Origin of the sequence: Sporosarcina sp. ACRSM, from assembly GCF_022346545.1 — a bacterium.
GTDB lineage: Bacteria > Bacillota > Bacilli > Bacillales_A > Planococcaceae > Sporosarcina.
Window position 1 is genome coordinate 669,727 of record NZ_JAKRNU010000001.1, and the last position, 18,421, is coordinate 688,147.

The 18,421-nt window shown below is 46.6% G+C and carries 14 protein-coding genes; 4 read left to right on the plus strand and 10 right to left on the minus strand.

The window, feature by feature from the left end; all coding sequences use genetic code 11:
• The first annotated feature begins 25 nt into the window (after positions 1-25).
• Positions 26-880 carry a DegV family protein gene (locus MHZ95_RS03250; RefSeq protein WP_239389052.1) on the plus strand — a complete coding sequence of 285 codons (855 nt, stop codon included), beginning with the start codon at positions 26-28 and terminating at the stop codon, positions 878-880.
• A 19-nt stretch (positions 881-899) separates the two neighbouring features.
• Complete coding sequence (locus MHZ95_RS03255; protein ID WP_239389053.1) at positions 900-2,225, plus strand: CoA-disulfide reductase; 1,326 nt, start codon at positions 900-902, stop codon at positions 2,223-2,225.
• A gap of 95 nt (positions 2,226-2,320) precedes the next feature.
• Here the strand turns inward: MHZ95_RS03255 and MHZ95_RS03260 are convergent, their stop codons facing one another.
• The 8 genes from MHZ95_RS03260 to MHZ95_RS03295 all read right to left on the minus strand — a co-directional run bounded on the left by MHZ95_RS03260 (position 2,321) and on the right by MHZ95_RS03295 (position 15,675).
• Complete coding sequence (locus MHZ95_RS03260) at positions 2,321-3,769, minus strand: alpha-amylase family glycosyl hydrolase (protein WP_239389054.1); 1,449 nt, start codon at positions 3,767-3,769, stop codon at positions 2,321-2,323.
• 346 nt (positions 3,770-4,115) lie between these two features.
• A complete protein-coding gene (locus tag MHZ95_RS03265) occupies positions 4,116-4,508 on the minus strand; it encodes a YisL family protein (RefSeq protein WP_239389055.1) in 393 nt (130 codons plus the stop codon).
• A 65-nt stretch (positions 4,509-4,573) separates the two neighbouring features.
• A complete protein-coding gene (locus MHZ95_RS03270) occupies positions 4,574-5,473 on the minus strand; it encodes a fumarylacetoacetate hydrolase family protein (protein WP_239389056.1) in 900 nt (299 codons plus the stop codon).
• Between the two features lie 42 nt (positions 5,474-5,515).
• Positions 5,516-6,721 carry a DUF418 domain-containing protein gene (locus tag MHZ95_RS03275; RefSeq protein WP_370642876.1) on the minus strand — a complete coding sequence of 402 codons (1,206 nt, stop codon included), beginning with the start codon at positions 6,719-6,721 and terminating at the stop codon, positions 5,516-5,518.
• Positions 6,718-10,404: a helicase-exonuclease AddAB subunit AddA gene (gene addA / locus MHZ95_RS03280; protein ID WP_239389058.1), complete on the minus strand. Its 3,687-nt coding sequence runs from the start codon at positions 10,402-10,404 to the stop codon at positions 6,718-6,720. The genes MHZ95_RS03275 and addA overlap by 4 nt, the downstream gene beginning before the upstream one ends.
• Positions 10,382-13,879 (minus strand): helicase-exonuclease AddAB subunit AddB, encoded by a 3,498-nt coding sequence (addB, locus tag MHZ95_RS03285; RefSeq protein WP_239389059.1) that lies wholly within the window; start codon positions 13,877-13,879, stop codon positions 10,382-10,384. The genes addA and addB overlap by 23 nt, the downstream gene beginning before the upstream one ends.
• Before the next feature lie 190 nt (positions 13,880-14,069).
• Complete coding sequence (locus tag MHZ95_RS03290) at positions 14,070-14,402, minus strand: helix-turn-helix domain-containing protein (protein ID WP_239389060.1); 333 nt, start codon at positions 14,400-14,402, stop codon at positions 14,070-14,072.
• A gap of 649 nt (positions 14,403-15,051) precedes the next feature.
• Positions 15,052-15,675: a TVP38/TMEM64 family protein gene (locus MHZ95_RS03295; protein WP_239389061.1), complete on the minus strand. Its 624-nt coding sequence runs from the start codon at positions 15,673-15,675 to the stop codon at positions 15,052-15,054.
• Between the two features lie 138 nt (positions 15,676-15,813).
• Between MHZ95_RS03295 and MHZ95_RS03300 the strand changes: the two genes are divergently transcribed.
• Complete coding sequence (locus MHZ95_RS03300; protein WP_239389062.1) at positions 15,814-16,536, plus strand: AzlC family ABC transporter permease; 723 nt, start codon at positions 15,814-15,816, stop codon at positions 16,534-16,536.
• Entirely contained in the window at positions 16,536-16,844 is a 309-nt protein-coding gene (locus MHZ95_RS03305; RefSeq protein ID WP_239389063.1) for an AzlD domain-containing protein, read from the plus strand. Before MHZ95_RS03300 ends, MHZ95_RS03305 begins: the two co-directional genes overlap by 1 nt.
• 110 nt (positions 16,845-16,954) lie before the next feature.
• Here MHZ95_RS03305 and MHZ95_RS03310 read toward each other — a convergent pair whose 3' ends face one another.
• Complete coding sequence (locus MHZ95_RS03310; protein ID WP_239389064.1) at positions 16,955-17,206, minus strand: CsbA family protein; 252 nt, start codon at positions 17,204-17,206, stop codon at positions 16,955-16,957.
• Between the two features lie 27 nt (positions 17,207-17,233).
• Entirely contained in the window at positions 17,234-18,403 is a 1,170-nt protein-coding gene (locus tag MHZ95_RS03315) for a PDZ domain-containing protein (protein WP_239389065.1), read from the minus strand.
• Positions 18,404-18,421 lie beyond the last annotated feature (18 nt).

The following is an 18,421-nucleotide window of genomic DNA, read 5'->3' on the forward strand; positions in this document are numbered from 1 at the left end:
AAATCATTTCCAGAGGAGGAGTTTTATGAAATTATTTGCAGATAGTGCCTGCGATTTGCCGAAATCATTTTTTGAGGAAAACGATGTAACATTACTCCCCTTACATGTCCTCTTGGACGATAATGATTACGAAGACCTTCTGGCAATCGAGGCAAAAGAGGTTTACGATGCCATCCGGAATGGCAAACATCCAAAAACCTCTCAAGTTTCACCCGAGTTTTTTTTGGAAAAGTGGAAAGAACTTGCGGAAATTGGGGAAGATGGACTGTATATCGCCTTTTCATCTGAATTATCGGGCACATACAACACCGCCGTCATGATGAAAGATCAAGTCAAAGAAACAAATCCGAACATGAATCTCGTCATCATCGATTCAAAATGTGCTTCACTCGGATATGGTCTGCTCGTGAAAGAAGCCGTCCGACTGCGCGATGAAGGTGACGATGTGCGGACAATCGAGCGGAAAATCCGGTCGATGGCAGCCCATATGGAGCATTTATTCACCGTGGAAGATCTCGATTACTTGGCAAAAGGCGGCCGCGTATCGAAAGCGAGTGCGTTCATTGGCGGTTTGCTGAATATCAAACCACTTCTTCACGTCGAAGGCGGTAAACTGGTGCCGATTGAAAAGCACCGTGGACGGAAAAAAGTGTTGCGACGGATCACCGAACTGATGGCGGAACGTGGCGATCATCTAGGTGAACAAACCATTGCCATCAGCCATGCAGATGATGAAAGCATTGCACTCGAACTAAAAGGCCTGATCGATGAACTGTTCCGTCCGAAAAGCATTGAAATCCATATGATCGGTCCCACAATCGGTTCCCATACCGGCCCCGGAACTGTTTCAGTTTTCTTCTTAAATAAGCTAAGTAAGTGAAATCAGGGAGGCATAGTAGATGAAAATCGTCATCGTCGGTGCAGTTGCCGGAGGGGCTACAGTCGCGGCCCAAGCGAGGCGCGCTTTGCCGGATTCCGAAATTATCCTATTCGGACGTGATCCCGTTCTCGGCTATGGCACATGCGGAATGCCTTATGTCATCGGAGGTCTCATTGACGACAAAACGAAAATCGCGGGTCCCTCGCCTAGCAAATTCGCCCAACAACGGAATATCGATGTCCGCTTGGAGCATGAAGTACTTGCCATCGATCGCACCAACAGAACCGTCAAGGTCCAAAACCTGATAACAGGTGAACACGCTGTAGAAACCTATGACAAACTGATTCTCTCTCCAGGCGGCAGAGCCCGTATTCCAGAATTGAAAGGGCTTGGCGACCTTCCTTTATTTACACTGAAAAATTTTGGTCAAATGGAAGAAGTCATCGCCTACATCACTCGTGAAAAACCGCAGACTTGCGCTGTGATCGGCGGTGGATTTATCGGCATCGAAGTAGCTGAAAACCTGATTCACCAAAACTTGAAAACAATATTGATCAACCGCGATGAACGGGTCATGAGCGCGATGGATCCGGAAATTTCCGAAGCACTCGGCAATGAAATGAAAGACAATGGGGTCGAAATCTATTTTAATGATGCCATTGCTCGAATCGAAGGCCGCAAGTTGTTCATGGAAAGAGGACCGAACTTTGAAGTCGATTTTCTTGTCGCTTGTATAGGAATCGACTTGAACACGGAACTGGCGGTTGAAGCGGGGTTGTCAATCGGACCGACCGGAGGGATTGTCGTCAATGACTATATGCAAACGGACGATTCCGCTATTTACGCAATCGGGGATGCCGTGGAATCCAAGGATTGGTTCACCGGTAAACCGAAGAACGTGAAACTGGCCTGGCATGCCCATCGGCAATCCGCCATTGTCGCCAGTCACTTGGCAGGGAACCCAATCGGGATGAACGGCCTCCTCGGGACGACCATCACGAAGTTGTTTTCATTGACGGCAGCAATGACTGGCCATTCCGCGAAAAGCTTAACCGACGAAGGCATTGCATTTGATACAGCCATCTATGAAGGACGGACCAATGCAGGCTATTACCCCGATCATGGACAGATTTACTTGCGCGTCCATTTTGACCGTGCAACGAGACGCATTCTCGGTGCGCAAGCTATCGGTGACAAAGGGGTCGACAAGCGGATCGATGTCATCGCTACTGCAATCATGGGCAAGTTGACCGTCGATGACTTGGCAGCACTCGAGCTCTGCTATTCTCCGCCTTATTCGTCCCCTAAGGATCCCGTCAATATGATCGGTTATAAAGCGAAATAACAAGGTGCTTGAAAAAGTATTGTTTTAAATGCTCAATTCACAGAGTAAATCACAAAAAACACCAAGTGCAATCAAATGCAGCTTGGTGTTTTTACTTATTGATCCGCTTTCGCTTTCTTCGCTTGCTTTGCTTTACGGAAAATAAGGAATAGGAATCCAAAAAATAGGACATAAACCATAATAGAAGCAATCAGATAAGGCGTATTAAAACCTTTATCTTCATCTACAAAATAAATTTCCGCAAGTTCACGTTCCAGTACGATACGGAACACGCCGTCTTTCCCTTCGCGTACCAAATCCCCATCAAGCACGCCACGTAAGAGCTTATTCTCCCCAATGACGTCTATCGGAATTTCCAGACTTGCCGTTTCGGTTGTATTATTCAACGCCACAATCCATGTCTCTTCAGCTGATGAAAGTTTATAGACTGTAAACCCATTTTCATTATGCAACATTTCAAAGTCACCGTTACGAAACGCTTCGGATTGATTGCGCAATGTGTTCAAGTCACTAATATGGTCTTTCAATTCCGGATCTGTTTTGAAATTCATCAACTGGTGATTTTCAGGCGATGCTTCCCCATTTACAGCGATTTCCGTTCCATAAGGCATAATCGGTATTCCCGGTAATGATAACAAGGCAGCCGCCGCCACTTTCCAACGGGTCGGAGGGAACATTCTTGCTTCCACAATATCATATGTATAACGAGGGCCTGTCAATTCATCAAATTGGATCAGTTGTCCTCTACTGTCATTGGTGAATAATGATAAGGACGAAGTATCCGCATCATACCGAACAAAAGAGCTGCGCAAGGCATTCATTTTGTCGAAGTCTGGCGAGGCATCAAAATTCGCATCGCTCATCTCATTGGTGATAACATAAGCATCCGGATTGACCGTTTTGACTGCTTCAATTAGATCGTTTAAAAAAGCACTATCATATGCATCAATTTCTGTCAGACGTATGCCATCCAATGCATAGGTTTCCATGAATGTCACAAGGGCCTCTCGCAATGCCTGTTGCGTAGTTGCATCTGAAGCCTCCCAATCGATTGTCCCATCCGTATCGGGCGTGAATTTCAAGAGCCCTTCGTGCGCCCATACATGATTTTCACTGACCCCGCCGAGCGGAAAGTCCGTGATAACAGCCAAATCCTTTGCATGTAAAGCGTCAATCATCTTGACGAACTCTTCATCCGTACCAAAATGCGGTTCTAATTTGGCATAATCCAACACTTTTTTTCCATCATACGACTCGCTTTCAAACACAGGACCTAATGAAACCATCGTAAAGCCCATGTCTGTGATATGCGTCAGGCGATCAACAACCCCGTTAAAATCTCCGCCGTTGAATGCAGTCAAATCCCGCGAATCGATACCGATATCATTCTCGCCACTTCCGTTGTTAAAACGGTCCACGAGCAAATCATATATAGTTTCGTCTTCAATCGTCCGCTTCCCTTCCGCAGACACTCCCGCTGGAAGTAGCGTCGAGCCTAATACCAGAATCGTTACAAGTAATCCAAACCATCGATTCACTTTCACAAAAAAGCCTCCTCCGTACAAGCTATCATCCGTCATTTTACCAAACCAATCGCATGACCGCCATGCTTTCCGCGGAAAACAAACCGCCTCCTTCACAAATAGGTCAATTTTGTGAATTGCTTTGCTCTAGCAGAGTCCATATTTTCGACAAAACAAAAAACGCCTACCAAGCAAAAGCAGTAGACGTTCCACTTACAATTCTATTCATCATCTTCGATTTCTGTTTTCTTGTTACGGGAGGAGAGGAAGACGGAAATTGCAAACAGCAGCATGAGCAGCAAAAGAACTGACAAAAAAATCCATCCCATCATCGGCTCCCTCCCCTTCCTCTAGCTCCCTATTCAAATTAGGCGAACCAACTGATGCCGACCGGCAATTTGAAACCAAGGAACATCGTCGCAAATAGGAAAACGAAAAACAGAATCCATACGCCTGTTATACTTTTCCCTTTATCCGCGCGTACAAGCACCATTTCCATCATACCGATCGTCAGCAGACCGAGCAGGAATTTCACTCCGTAAAGTGCCGCATCAGCACTTGAATATTTGAAGAATAACAATGCACCTGAAATCACAATCAACACATAGAACAGACGTGCAATCATATGTGTGATTTTCCTACCTTTTGTACCATTCGCCATCACTGCAGCGACAAGGAATAAAAGTATCCCGACAACCCATGTGAAAATATGAAAATGGGTCGTGCTAGCTAATGCGTCCAAAACCGTCACCTCCTTCATTCTAATTACACCGTAATCGTAACATACTATGGAATTGTGCGGAAGTGAATACACTCCCGGACCGTTTAGTTGAATCTATTGACGAGTGTACCGATTCCTTCGATTGAAATTTTCACGGTATCCCCTTTTTTCAAGAAGGATGGAGGCGTCATCCCTTTACCGACACCGGCTGGCGTTCCCGTTAAAATGACATCCCCCGGCTCAAGTGTCGCATACTTTGAGATTTCCGAAATCAGCTCATCGATTTTGAAAATCATCTCGCCCGTATTGCCGTTTTGACGTACTTCATCATTCACTTTCGTGACAATCGACAAGTTATGCGGATTAGGAATTTCATCTTTCGTGACGATATAAGGTCCCATCGGACAGGATTTGTCTAACGTCTTGCCAAGGAAATATTGGACATGATCCATTTGAATATCACGCGCTGAAACATCATTGGCGATGGTATAACCGAAAATATAGTCATATGCAAGTTGTTTCGGGATATGTCGTCCCCCTTTGCTGATGACAATCGCAAGTTCTCCTTCATAATCGAGATTTTCCGTCACATCTGCATGGATCGGCAAATCTTCTTCGTCAGCAGCAATCGATAAAGGCGATTTCGTAAAGACAATCAATTTTTCAGGCGGTGTATCCGAGCCCATTTCCTTTACATGTTCTGCATAGTTTTTGCCGACGCAGAGGACGTTTTTAGGCGTTCTCGGAATCGGTGCAAGCCATTCGATTTCTGTAAATGCATATTTGAAACGATTCGGATTGTCATCCTGCAAGGCTTGTTCGACAATCGCCCTCACTTTTTCTACAAAATCCAATCCCAATGAAATACCTTCCGTAATCGTTTGCGGGAAGTCCGCGACGCCATATTCCTCCGCGATGGATAGCACGTCCCATACGGCATCCTCCCTTTTCACTTTCGGACCGAATTTCGTTCGATCCTCATAACGGAACGATAATAATTTCATCTGATAGCCCAACCCTTCTTTTAGTGAATTTCTCTTTCCTCTTTATTTCGCTACAGGACTACTCTTTTCCTCTTTATCCTTCAAATTCTTTCCGTATGTCCCTTTTCGCCACAACCATTCCAGCGGCCCCATCTTAAACTTCGTCAACCAGACTTCTGCAAAGATGACTTGGATGGCAAATACTCCCACGGCAATCCAAGTCCCCGTGGCCAAATCCACTTTGCCGTACATGCCTAAACCGTAACTATAGAAAATGAGCGTTGCCACAATCGATTGCGTAATATACGTCGTCAGCGACATACGGCCCGCTTTCGAAATAGGACGTAAGATTTTGCGAAGCAACGGAATTTGGAACAATAGGAGAATCAGCCCGACATAGCCGGCCGCTAAGATCGGTCCGCCAAATAATTGCTGTAAAAGCTTCGTATCCATTCCAGGTTGACCGGCGTAAGGAATCGATTTCAGCCAAATGCCCCCTGCCAGCGCAATCACAGTCACGACCGCAATACGGCCTTTCCATTCCGAAGCACGTTCGATCACTTTCCATTTCGAAAGACCCGCACCGAATAAAATGAGCGGTAGCACGATAAAGAATCCCGTCAATGACGAAACCAATCCCATCAGCAGCCATTCAAAAAAACGGTAACTCAAAATCTCTGCATAAGTACCATGCGCGTAGGCACTGATCGACAATTCAATTTGATGAATGTCCGCGTACTCTTCCAAGCCCGCACTTGAACTCAGTTTTCCCAGGAAGTAAGTCGCGGCCGCCAAGAGTCCACTTGGGATAATGTAAATGATAGCGGCAATCGGCAACACCCACTTCTTCGGAATTCTGACAAACGCAATCATGACAAAGCCCATCAATGCGTACGTGAATAAAATGTCTCCCGACCAGATAAAAACCGCATGCAACACACCGAATCCGAGTAAAATACTTAAACGGCGTGCCATGACGGGAGCAAATGACGTCTTATTCGCCATCGCCTTTTCATATTGCATATTCAATCCATACCCGAACAGCATGGCAAAAATCGGATAAAAACTCGCTTCCACAAAAATATTGATCCACTTATATGTCGCTACATCACTTGGCGTGCTAAACCATGAATAAGGGTCGATATACAAATACGGCGAATGGAATAGCAGCATATTGGCAATGAAAATGCCGAGTAAAGCAATTCCACGCAGCAAATCCAGCGCCTCCACCCGATTCCCAAGTGTCGTCGGTGTCAACTTCACAATCATTCCTCCCGAATTCTTACAGTCCTGTCTCCATCAAATAAATACAGGACCATCTCTTTAATGTCGATATCTACAATTTCTTCAATCGCCTGTCTATATAAATTCAACTGGATGCCATAGCGCTTATGCATTTCCGCATCAATCGCCCCATCGGACTCAAATCGGCCTTGAATCCGATCGGTTTTATAATCGAGCAATACCCAGCCATCCGGTTCCTTGAATAGACAATCTGCTATCCCTTGCAAAATCTGATAGTCTCCATCGGCTCCGTCATACGCATACGTAAAGGGCAATTCCCGCATCACTTGCTCCGACTCCATGAGCCGTTTCGCAATCGGCGTTCCGAAAAAGTGGACGATTGTCTGCGTATCCACCATTTCGGCCTCCTCCATCGTCAGCAATTGGCGTGCGGTCAACTCTTTGACACAGTCAGCGACTTGAACAGCATCATTTTCCTGTCGGATGTCGATGTGCTGCATGATTGTATGCATCGCCGTCCCTATTTCCGCAGCCGATAATGCCTTCGATTGCATGAATGCGGGCCGGTCATGTAAATAAGCATTGCTTACTCCCGGACTTTTATCGGTAAAAGGATCCTCATCCGATTGCAACTCCAATAGGGCAATGCGCTTCAATTCACTGACCGTCTGTTTCGACCGTTTCGCCACTGAAGCTTGGAATGGATAACGTGCATCGAAGCGCCGTTGCACTTCCGCAAGGATGGCATCATCCGCTTTTTCAATCACTTGCACTTCAGTAGGAGACGTCGATGAATCTTCAGTCTCATCGATGGACTCGGTCAATGCGGAGAGCGGTAACGCATCGATTTGCCATTTGGAAGAATCATCGACCAGTTGACCACTCGGAATGACCCCAAATTTGTCGAAATCGGCATGCCGTGCAATCGCAGGGCCTATCCAATCCATATAGCCGTTCGCGCGTGAACGCGTATATTCCGGCAACATTTGACCCGGTTCGATCAATTGCGCATCTTGCCATTTGACAATCGTTTTTTCAATGTCTTTGACAGAGGCGATGATTTCCAAATGTTCTTTCGCCCGCGTCATCGCCACGTACAATACCCGCATTTCTTCCGCACGCATCTCTAACTCTTTCTTTTCTTTCATCGCGAGAAACGGCAAGGACGTATACATGATCCGGTTGTCCGGATCGATCGCTTTCACCGCAAGCCCAAAATGCTGATCGAATAAATACGGTTCGTTGAAATCCATCTTATTGAATTTCCGCCCCGCTCCTGCGATGAACACATACGGAAATTCCAACCCTTTCGATGAATGGATCGTCATGATCCGCACCACATTTTCCTTTTCACTAAGCGAGCGTGCCGCCCCTAAATCGTCTCCTCTTCTGCGCATCCGATCAACAAAACGAAGGAAACGGAACAAACCGCGGAATGAGGTCTTTTCATAATCGATCGCACGGTCATGGAGCGCACGTAAATTGGCCTGACGCTGTTTGCCATTCGGCATAGCACCGACCATTTCATAATAATGGGTATCAGCATACACTTGCCAAATCAGTTCGGATAAAGAACCTCGTCGTGACAAATTTCGCCAATCCTCAAATTGATTGAAAAACCGTTGTAACTTCGGCTGCGTCTGACTGGCGATGCCTGCACCACCTGTCGTATAAAAGCGTTTTAACGCTTCATAGAATGGTTCATTTTTCGCGGTAAGCCGCACTTGGGCGAGTTCGTTTTCCGTCATGCCGATAAACGGCGCACGCAACACCGAGGCCAGCGGGATATCTTGATAAGGATTGTCGATGACGCGCAATGTGTTTAACATGATCATCACTTCCAGCGCATCAAAATAGCCGTGTGAGAGTTCCGCATAGACCGGAATCCCTGCCAGCTTGAATTCCTCTGCAATTTCGCCAGACCAAGTCATCGAGCGCATCAAAATGACAATATCCCGATATTCGATCGGACGTTTTTTGTCACTGAACGCATCCGTCACCTCGGCTCCGGATTCGAGTAATGCTTGGATTTTTCGAATCATGAAACGCGCTTCCGCCTGGGAATTTTTCATGCTTTCCCCTTCATCGTCCTGTCCCTCTTCTTCATCATAAAGCAAGGTCAATCCCGCCGTCACCGGTTTTTCCGGATAGTTGGCCCCGTATTTCAAAGCGGCCGCTTCATCATAATCGATTTCGCCGACACGGGCACCCATCACTTGGGCAAAGACATAGTTCGTGGCGTCGAGCACTTCTTTCCGGCTTCGGAAGTTGGCGTTCAAGTCGATTTTCAACCCTTGTTCGCCGTCCATCTCTGTAAATCGACTATATTTCCCGAGAAATAACATCGGCTCAGCAAGGCGGAAACGGTAAATGGATTGTTTCACATCCCCTACCATGAACAGATTGCCATCCGCTTCCCCGCCGCGTTTCACAAGCTGGATGATTGTTTCCTGCAATAAATTGACATCCTGATACTCGTCGACAAGCACTTCCGCAAAGCGGTTCCGGTAGTCGATGGCAATATCGGAAGGGGTGAGCACGCCCTCTTCCTCCTTGGATAAAATGCGTAGCGCATAATGTTCCAAATCCGAAAAGTCAACGATGCCCCGATCAATTTTCACTTGTTCATACCGTTTACCGAACTCGACAACGAGATCGATCAAAGTATGCATCGCGGGTGCCATCAGTCGGATTTCTTCGAGCAGACGGGCTGGCGTCCTTGTAAAATACGATTCTTTCAAAGTGTTGACGATTTTTTTCACTGCATCACGGAGCGCTTTCGCACGCTTGGCCAGCTCTTCGTCACAGGAATCTTTCCGGATCGTTCCGGCTTTCACCCATTTCAGCGAGCCGAAAAAATCATACGTCTCTTCCCAGCTGCCTTCTGTCATACGCCGCTTGGCTTCCTCGATCCACATCAGATCCGCCTCAGCCGTTGCCGCAAGCGGTTCCGGTCCATCCGGCATAAACGCAATCCGTTTCATATCATTGGTCAGCGCGGCCGCTTCCTCCAATGAATGGCGAATCGCCATTTTAAGAGGGCCGATAAAGGTCAATTCATCAATGGATGTAATGCCTCCGATTTCATATTGTTCAGGAAGGAGGCGCAGCCATTGCTCCGGCGACGGATGGACCCTGGAGTAATCATACAAACGGTCGATGAGTGTCTCAATGGACTGGTCGTTGCGATCCGACGTGAAACTGTCCGCCAAGCGGTACATCGCTTCTGGATTTTCCGCGCTGTATGCTTCTTCCAACACTTCACCAATTGTATCGTCTCTTAATAACGCCGCTTCCGTACTATCTGAAATCCGGAAACCCGGATCGATATCGAGCAAATAAGCATATTGCTTTACAACGTTCAAACAGAACGAGTGCAAAGTGGAAATCTGCGCTTTGTTCAATAAATTGAGTTGTCTCCGCAAATGAACGGACTCCGGTTTTTCGGCGATCGCTTCTTCCAACGCCACCGCCATCCGATGTCTCATTTCTGCGGCAGATGCATTGGTGAACGTGACGACGAGCAATTCATCGACGTCAATCGGATCCTTTTCATCCAATACTTTTTCAATCATCCGGGTGATCAACACTTTCGTCTTTCCCGAACCGGCTGCAGCAGAAACGAGAACATCTTTCCCTTTTGCCCAAATCGCTTTCCACTGGGCATCCGTAAAGGTCAGTCCTTCAGGTTTCACGGGTATGTGCATCTTCGGTCACCTCTTCCCTCATTTTTTCTAACGATGCTTCCGGCGCCATTTCAGCATACGGTCTGAATTTGGATGCCGGATCTGTCGGGTCAAATTGGCAGACCGAACGATACGGGCAAAATTGGCACGGCATCTGGTCTTTCAATTTATATGGATAAACGCGGGTATCGCCCGCAAGCATCGCGTCCCCCGCTTTCCGATGGCGCGTTCGGACAAACGACCGCATCATTTGCAAATCATCGGAAGACAGCACTTTGGATGTCTTCGCAAACGTCCCATCCGTTTTGAGGGAAGCGGGCACAATCGCGGAGGACCTTCCAAGATCGGCATCCATCCCGATGACGACTTCCGGGTTATCGAGCAAATAGCCACGCATTTTGTAGGACTTGGCAATTTCCGCTTCCAAGAGCGCCGTCGTCAATTCTGAACCGGAACGGATCATCGGATTATGGACATGCATATACAAGACACCTGCCGGATCCGCATGAATGCCGAGCCATTCTTCCGCATTTTCAAGCGCCACATCCAAATACGTCATCATTTGTAATGACAAGCCGTAATACACTTCCGTCAAATCGAGGCTGCGTGCGGACGATTTGTAATCGACGACACGTACGTAATTTTTCCCGCCGATTTCCGTCGCATCGACCCGGTCGATCCGTCCGCGCAATTTCATCGAATCCCCACGGTGCAAAGGAATTTCAAGCGGCGGCAACTGTTCACCCGGCCCGAATCCCGCTTCGATAGCAACCGGCTTGAACACCGTCGCCTTCGCTTGCGTACTGAGCGAATAGATCGTCCGCTGAATAATATGCGTCAATTTCCGTTTGATATAAACATAACGGTTCGTAGACAACAAAATACGATTAAAGAAATATGGAGAAATATCCTCCACTGCTTGCCTCGCCATTTTCCAACATTCTTCCTTCGACAATTCCGCCCACGCTTTCCCGAGCCGCATCGTTTCATCAGACACCCATTTCAACGCTGCGTGGAATAAATCGCCGATAGCCGGCGCTTCAAGCGTAAATTCCGTCCGTTCCCGCAGTCCGAGCCCGAAAGATGCATAGTGCTGGAATGGGCAACTGTAATACGATTCGATCCGTGACACACTGGAAACGAAAGATTCGCCATATAAACCCGACGTCAACGCAGGTTGGAGTCGTTCGGTCTGTTTATCCGCAGTGATCGGACGAAGGATATGGCTGAACACGGAAGACCAGTACGGGTCCTCTTCATAATAAGCCATGACCGCACGCCATTCCGGGTCGAGATTGCCCGAATGATCCGCTTCTTTCAACTTCATCGCCATATAAGGCAACGCTGCACGAGGATGACTAATATAATCGAACGGATCAGCTTCCAAAGTCAATTCGGATGGATCTGTCACAGCCAGTTTCAGCGGTGTCCCAGGCAGAAGCTGTTGAATACGCGCAATATATAAGGAAGGCAATAGTGCTTTCCCTTCTTCATCGGCAACCGGATACGATACATACAGCTTTTCACGCATTGCGGTGAACGCCCGGTATGCCATGTAAGTTTCATCCATCAATTTCATTTTCGATGTCGGTGCCAGTTCAAAACCGATCTCCTGAAACCATTCGCGGTCCGCGTCTGAGAGGAGCCCTTCATTATCCATCCGTTGCGGCATCACGCCATCATTTACCCCAAGCACAAAGACCGCATCGATTTCCATCAAACTCGACACTTCCACAGTAGACACCGTCACTTGGTCAAGCGAAGGTGGGATGCGCGCAAATTCAAGCGTATCAAGCCCTTCATCCAAAATGCGTGCCGCTTCGGCAGGTTTTATATTCGTGTCGCCAAACATAAGCACGAACTGATCAAGTACATTGATCCAGCCTGTCCACGCCTGTTCATGTTCCGTCGCACTCAGCAATCTGCCGGCACGTTCTTCCTCTGCACGCAAATCAATGATTTTATCGAACACATGCAGCTGTTCCACAAATTTGAACAATGCTTCCGCCACATTACGCCCTGTTTTAGAGCGTTTTAAACGCTTTTCAAATTCCGCAAGCGGCTCCCGGATGACGTCGCGCATCTGATGCAGTTCTTTCTCCAACGCCCGTTCCTCATCGGTTTGTACGTCTGAATAGAGTTCAAGACCGCGATACTTTTTCACGCGCCAGCGACTGTCGTCAAACCAACGCTGTCCGTAAATGCCATGGGCAAGCACATAGTTTTCCAAACGATCTGCACGCTCTCGCCATAACAGCTTATCTTCTCCGTGCGGGAAAAAGAGATCCGTCTTCACAGCGCGGAACACTGACTCATACGACCAGCCCGATGTGACCGCTTCTAAAATCGAACGGGAAAACTCGATAAGCGGATGATGCAACATCGGCTTTTTCTGGCTGATGAATACAGGGATGTCGTATTGAGGGAAAATCGTGTTGATCAATTCATCATATTTTTCCGGTTGTCGATACAAAATCGCAATATCTTTATACCGCTTCCCTTCCATCATCATGGCCCGGATTTCCCGTGCAATTGCATGGATTTCCGCCCGCCGATCCGACGCTTCCATCAACACGACATGACCTTCCGACGCATAGGATTTCGCGGGATAATGATCGAATTCCGCTTCCAAGTGGCGCAGCTCATCATTTTTGAAACGCCGTGCTTCTGACAAATAGACATCTTCTTCCACTTCAACCGCTTCCGCCCGCGCCAGTTCCCGTAGTTTCATTGATGTCCGTACAGGATTGAAAAACAGTTCATGATCTCCGAATCCAGTCAGCGCCCCTTCCATCGGCAACACGATGGTCGTGCGTTTCGTATGCTTCATCAGTTCCGAAATGATTTCGTATTCCCGCGTCGTGAAGTTTTCAAAACCATCGATATAGACATCGGCACCTTTCAACAGGTCCGAATGCTGGATTTGAGAAGCAAGCAAAGCCAAATGCCCCTCACTGTCCACATAAGTCGTCCCCAACTTCTCCTCGATCTTCGTCAATAACAATGACAAATCGCTCGCCTTATCGAGCAACGTCCGCGGGGCACCCATCTGCACCAATTCATCATGCAAATTCCCCATGGTCTCGTGATCCAAGCAATAGCGGCTGAATTCCTTCATCAAATCCCCGATTTGTTCCGTAAACCCACGCTTTCCTGCCGCTTGACGGAACAACTTGAATTCTTCCTGATTCTCCTCCAGCACACTCCGGACCAACATCCGGTAACCAAAACCATCCACTTCCTTGCGCGTAATCCCGCCCGTCTCCTGCAACACGCGCCAAGCCAACCGCTTGAACGTCAACACTTGCGCACGGATCAATCCCTTCAAACCGAAATTGACAGACAAACTATGCTCCATCGAAAACGACATCTGATCAGGCACAATAACAATAACCGGTGCCCCCATCGGATCCCGTTGCAACTCCGCAGCAATCTCACGCTCAATGAACGTCGTCTTCCCAGCCCCGGATCTGCCGGTTATGAAACGTAGTGACATATGGAGTCCCTCCTTTTTTGTGGATGTATGTAATGGATTCATGTCTATTTTTAAAATCAAAAAAAGCCTGTCATCCCTTTCTTTCTATTGTACAGAAAGTTAAGGATGACAGGAAGTAATTGTGGCGAACAATGATTCGGATATTTGTTTTTGTGATTTTCTTGAAGAAATCAAAAGTGGAAAGTTGTTTTTAAAATGATTCAATCGTAACGGCTTGCTCATCAGTACCCAGTTGAATCATGGCCTCCGCAATCTCCCTTACGCCAAGATTCAAGGCATCAAAGATTTTATCGTATGTCTCCGTTGATAAATTATCAAAACCGCCTTCTGCTCTCGATATTGTCTTTTGTCCGACATGTGCCAGCTGAGCAAGTTCTTTTTGGGAATAGCCAAGTGCAACCCGGTGTGAAAAGATAATTTTTGCATAAACAGGAGACAAACCGTTCAATGTTTCTTTCAAGTCAGGATGTCCCTCTTTTAACATCGATGTAGTCATGGCTAAAAGATCTCGTGTCCGTTTCATCTCAATCAGTCCCTTCTAAATAATATTCAGGATCCAGACATACTCTTTTGTACATTTCGTAGGTTAAGTCCCTCATTATATTCGTTTCATCAACTTTTGGATTTAGTGTCTTTTTGAAGTATTTCACAAAAACATAGTTAGATTCCCCTTTATGTAAAAATGGAAAAAATAAAAATCGTAAATGTTCATTTTGATTCATTGCATATCGAAGTTCATAAATTGGAGGTACTTTCAAAGGCTTCACTAACTCGTATCTTTTAGTCCTCGGGTGGCCGTTCAATGTTATTGTTAATTCTGTCCTCGTATTTAGTAAACTCTCTAGAGGTTGCACACTTAATAGATTAAGTGCACTTTGCAAAAACATTAAATGAAGTTTTGCTTCATTAGAGTACAACGATTCCTCGTATAATTGCGATAGGAACTCCCCAACCATATCTCGATTATTTTCGTCTAATAAAGTTTTTATGTTGTGCTTATCTATATTCATAGTATGCACATCATATCATATATGACGTAATTTATCTAATTATTCAAGTTGTACACAGCTCATTTTCTCTGAAAAGTAACCTACTAACTGAACCAAAAAGATGCTTAACTCAACATAATTCTCTGCTGAGTCAAGCACCTAGATAATTTCAATGTATGTCTCTCACTTCTCCTCCGTCTTCGCCACGACCGACCGAAAATCCGCTTCCACTTTTGCATTCAACCGATTTTCAAACGCTTTGCCGATTACCCATAACAGGAAGATGATCAACACAACGATTGCCGTTCGCAATGGCTGGGTCAATAACGCCTTCAAGTCATGACCGATAAAGCTGATGATGAAAATCATGACGAGCTTACCCGCCATTAAATTGATGAGGTAATAGGTCTTTTTCATATCCGATAACCCGGCGACAAGATTGACGAGCGCTGATGGTGTGAAAGGAAAACAAATGAGGAGAAAGAGCGGTCCAAAACCATTCCGTTCCACCCAACTGATCAATTGCTGCACGCGGCGTCTTTTTGTCAAAAAGCGCAGGATCCGGTTACGGCCGTATTTTCGGATGATCAGAAAAACGACATAAGAGCCGGCAACCGTCCCTACCCACGACAATATAAAACCAAGCCAAAGCCCATAGGCTCCCGCGTTTGCGATGATGAAAACCACAAGGGGAAGAAACGGTAGAAACGCTTCGATAAACGGCAACAAAATGCCGATGAGCGGTCCAAGTGTCTTATAATGTTGTGAGTACTCAATGATTTTATCGACGTCCATCCATTCGTTCATCCTAAACACCCCTACTACGATTTCTAAGTCTAATTGAAGCCGCTTGCTTCAAGCTCTCGCATGAATTTCCCTCTATGTAAACATTAAAACACGAAAATATAGTATAATCACATAAAAGCTTTAGAAAGATGTGACAAAATGGAGAATAACCAATTTTCCACTGGTTTAAAAGCTGGTACAAGTATTGCCATCGGCTATTTCCCTGTCGCCCTCACATTCGGACTGCTGGCCAAAACGGCTGGGCTATCCTTGATCGAGGCGACCGCGATGAGTATTTTCGTCTATGCTGGCGCTTCACAATATATGGCACTAAGTCTGATTACAGCAGGCGTTGCTCCCTTATTGATTGTGACAAGCACATTCATTGTCAATATTCGACACTTTCTTATGACGGCTGCGCTCAATGAAAAGATGCAACCCGCGAAAAAATGGGTCAAAGCGATTTATGCTTTCTGGATTACGGATGAATCCTTTTCAATGCTGGCAACTGGTAAAAAGGGCAAGATCCCGACCGCTTTCGCTTTTGGGGTCATCCTGATTGCCTATGGCAGTTGGGTCATTTTCACCGCTGTCGGCTTTGTGATCGGAGCAAATTTACCGCAATTTTTACAAGCTGCAATGTCGATCGCACTGTATGCCATGTTCATCGGATTGCTCGTCCCTTCCATGAAAGGGAACCGCAAAGTGGTCATGCTCGCTGGTTTAGCTGCCATCCTCCATTGCCTCCTCTATCTAATCGGCATGTCAACAGGCTGGTCGATTCTTTTAGCAACGCTTGCGTCATCGATCCTTATTGAAATGGTTTACGTGCGACGCGGTAAGACAGTCGACACGATGTACAGCCGGAAGGAGGGAACGTAATGGGCGCAACATATTGGTGGATGCTCTTAGGCATGGCGCTTGTCACGTATATTCCACGGATGATTCCACTGACCTTTTTGGACGGGAAAGAATTACCGCCGATCGTCTCAGGCATTTTGCGTAATATTCCATTTGCTGTGCTCGGTGCACTCATTTTTCCCGCAGTCTTGTTTGTGCAAGAGGGGAATATTTTATTTGGTATTATTGGGGCAGGCGTTGCATTCTTCATCGCCTTTTTAGGCGGAGGTGTTATGTCAGTTGTCCTCGGTACAATTGGAGTACTCGCCGTGTATAGCTTATTTATCTAATAGGGTCCTTGATCATTTAGCTTATAGTACTGATATCTATTAGCATTATAGCCATTTTCTAGCTTCTTCAAACGAAAAAACCGCCAGTTTACTCGAACTGGCGGTTTTCCTCATTCTTCATCTCTATTTTCCCGTGCTTTGCGCACCATACGTGTCGCTAACCAGAAACCGACTGTCAGTGATAAGGCGTCCGCCGCATACAACTGCCAATTATGTGTATAGCCCGCATAGACTGACGCTGCAATCAGAGCCAGCGTTAAAATAAGTCCGACGATGTGATGATACGTCACACGTGTGAAAAAAATGACGAGCAGAGCAGGTATGATTATCGCCAGTAGCAGTTTTGTTTCAAATGAAAGCATATCCAACCTTCCTTCCAAGTGAACCGTTCATCGGACAACTAGCAATCCTAACCGATGATGATCATGCTTATAAATCACTTGTTGCATGAGCCGCACTTCCCCATCACGGCCGATCACTTGCAGGCGGCAATGGGCGGCATTTATTTGAATTGCATCATATAATTCCTTTTCATTGCTCACTTGTAGTCCATTCACCGATCGGATGCATTCTCCTGGTATCAGGCCCATCTTTTCACCAGGTGAATCGGGCAAAATTCCCGCAATGACAACACCAGCCGGACGTGGGGCGGCAACAAAAGCCCCTTTTCGCTCACTGAGCGAGAAACGGATGGAGATGAATGCCCGACAGACGACACCGAGTGCTAATGCTGCCCAACCTGCGATCGGGAACCACCATGCGGCAATACTAACAGCAATGACGACAATGCCCGTCCAAGCGATGGCATTCCCCATCTTCGGAAAGAGCTGATCGGGATACATCGACCGCGCCACTTGTGAAAAACCGATAATGACCGGAACCGGCAGGAAGCTGAATGCCCGCTCCCCTAACGTGAACTGTGGCCAATATGGCAAATATGCGGAAATCATATCCCCCGGAACAAGAAACACAATCGGCAATAACCAAAGCCGCTTCGTCTTGAAGGCGGCTGCACGTAACCCGCGACTCGTCTGTACCAAATGCGGGGATGCGTATTTGATCGTATATCTTTTAATCAAAAGCCCTTCTGCTACTAATAACATCCCGGCAATAAGCGGGATTGTCATCGCCAGCTCCCCTAATAAATCAACCTGACTTGAACGCCAACCGTAAACGGTGAAATTGCCCGCATACCTTTCAAGCGCATAGATTGAAAAAAACGCGATGGATGCGAAATAGATGGGAGAAGTAATCTTATAGTAAAAGGAAACCAATCCAATAAGAGCCATAACTGAATAGAGTACAATCCATCCCCAATCGACCACCAATCCGACGCCAACCATTAAAACGGAGACGATGAGCGCATAGAGCCACGATTCTCCCAACAACCGTTTGAATTCAGTCAGTCCTGGCAATAATCGGACTTTGAAATCTTTGCGCTCCCTTTTCACACGGTAATAGCCCAAAGCAACAGATGCAAATAATGTTACAATGAATAGTGGATTCAGAAAAAAGAGTAGAACCGCCTCCAGCACATCTAGCAATACGTTCTCGGACAAGAACCGTCACCTTCCAAT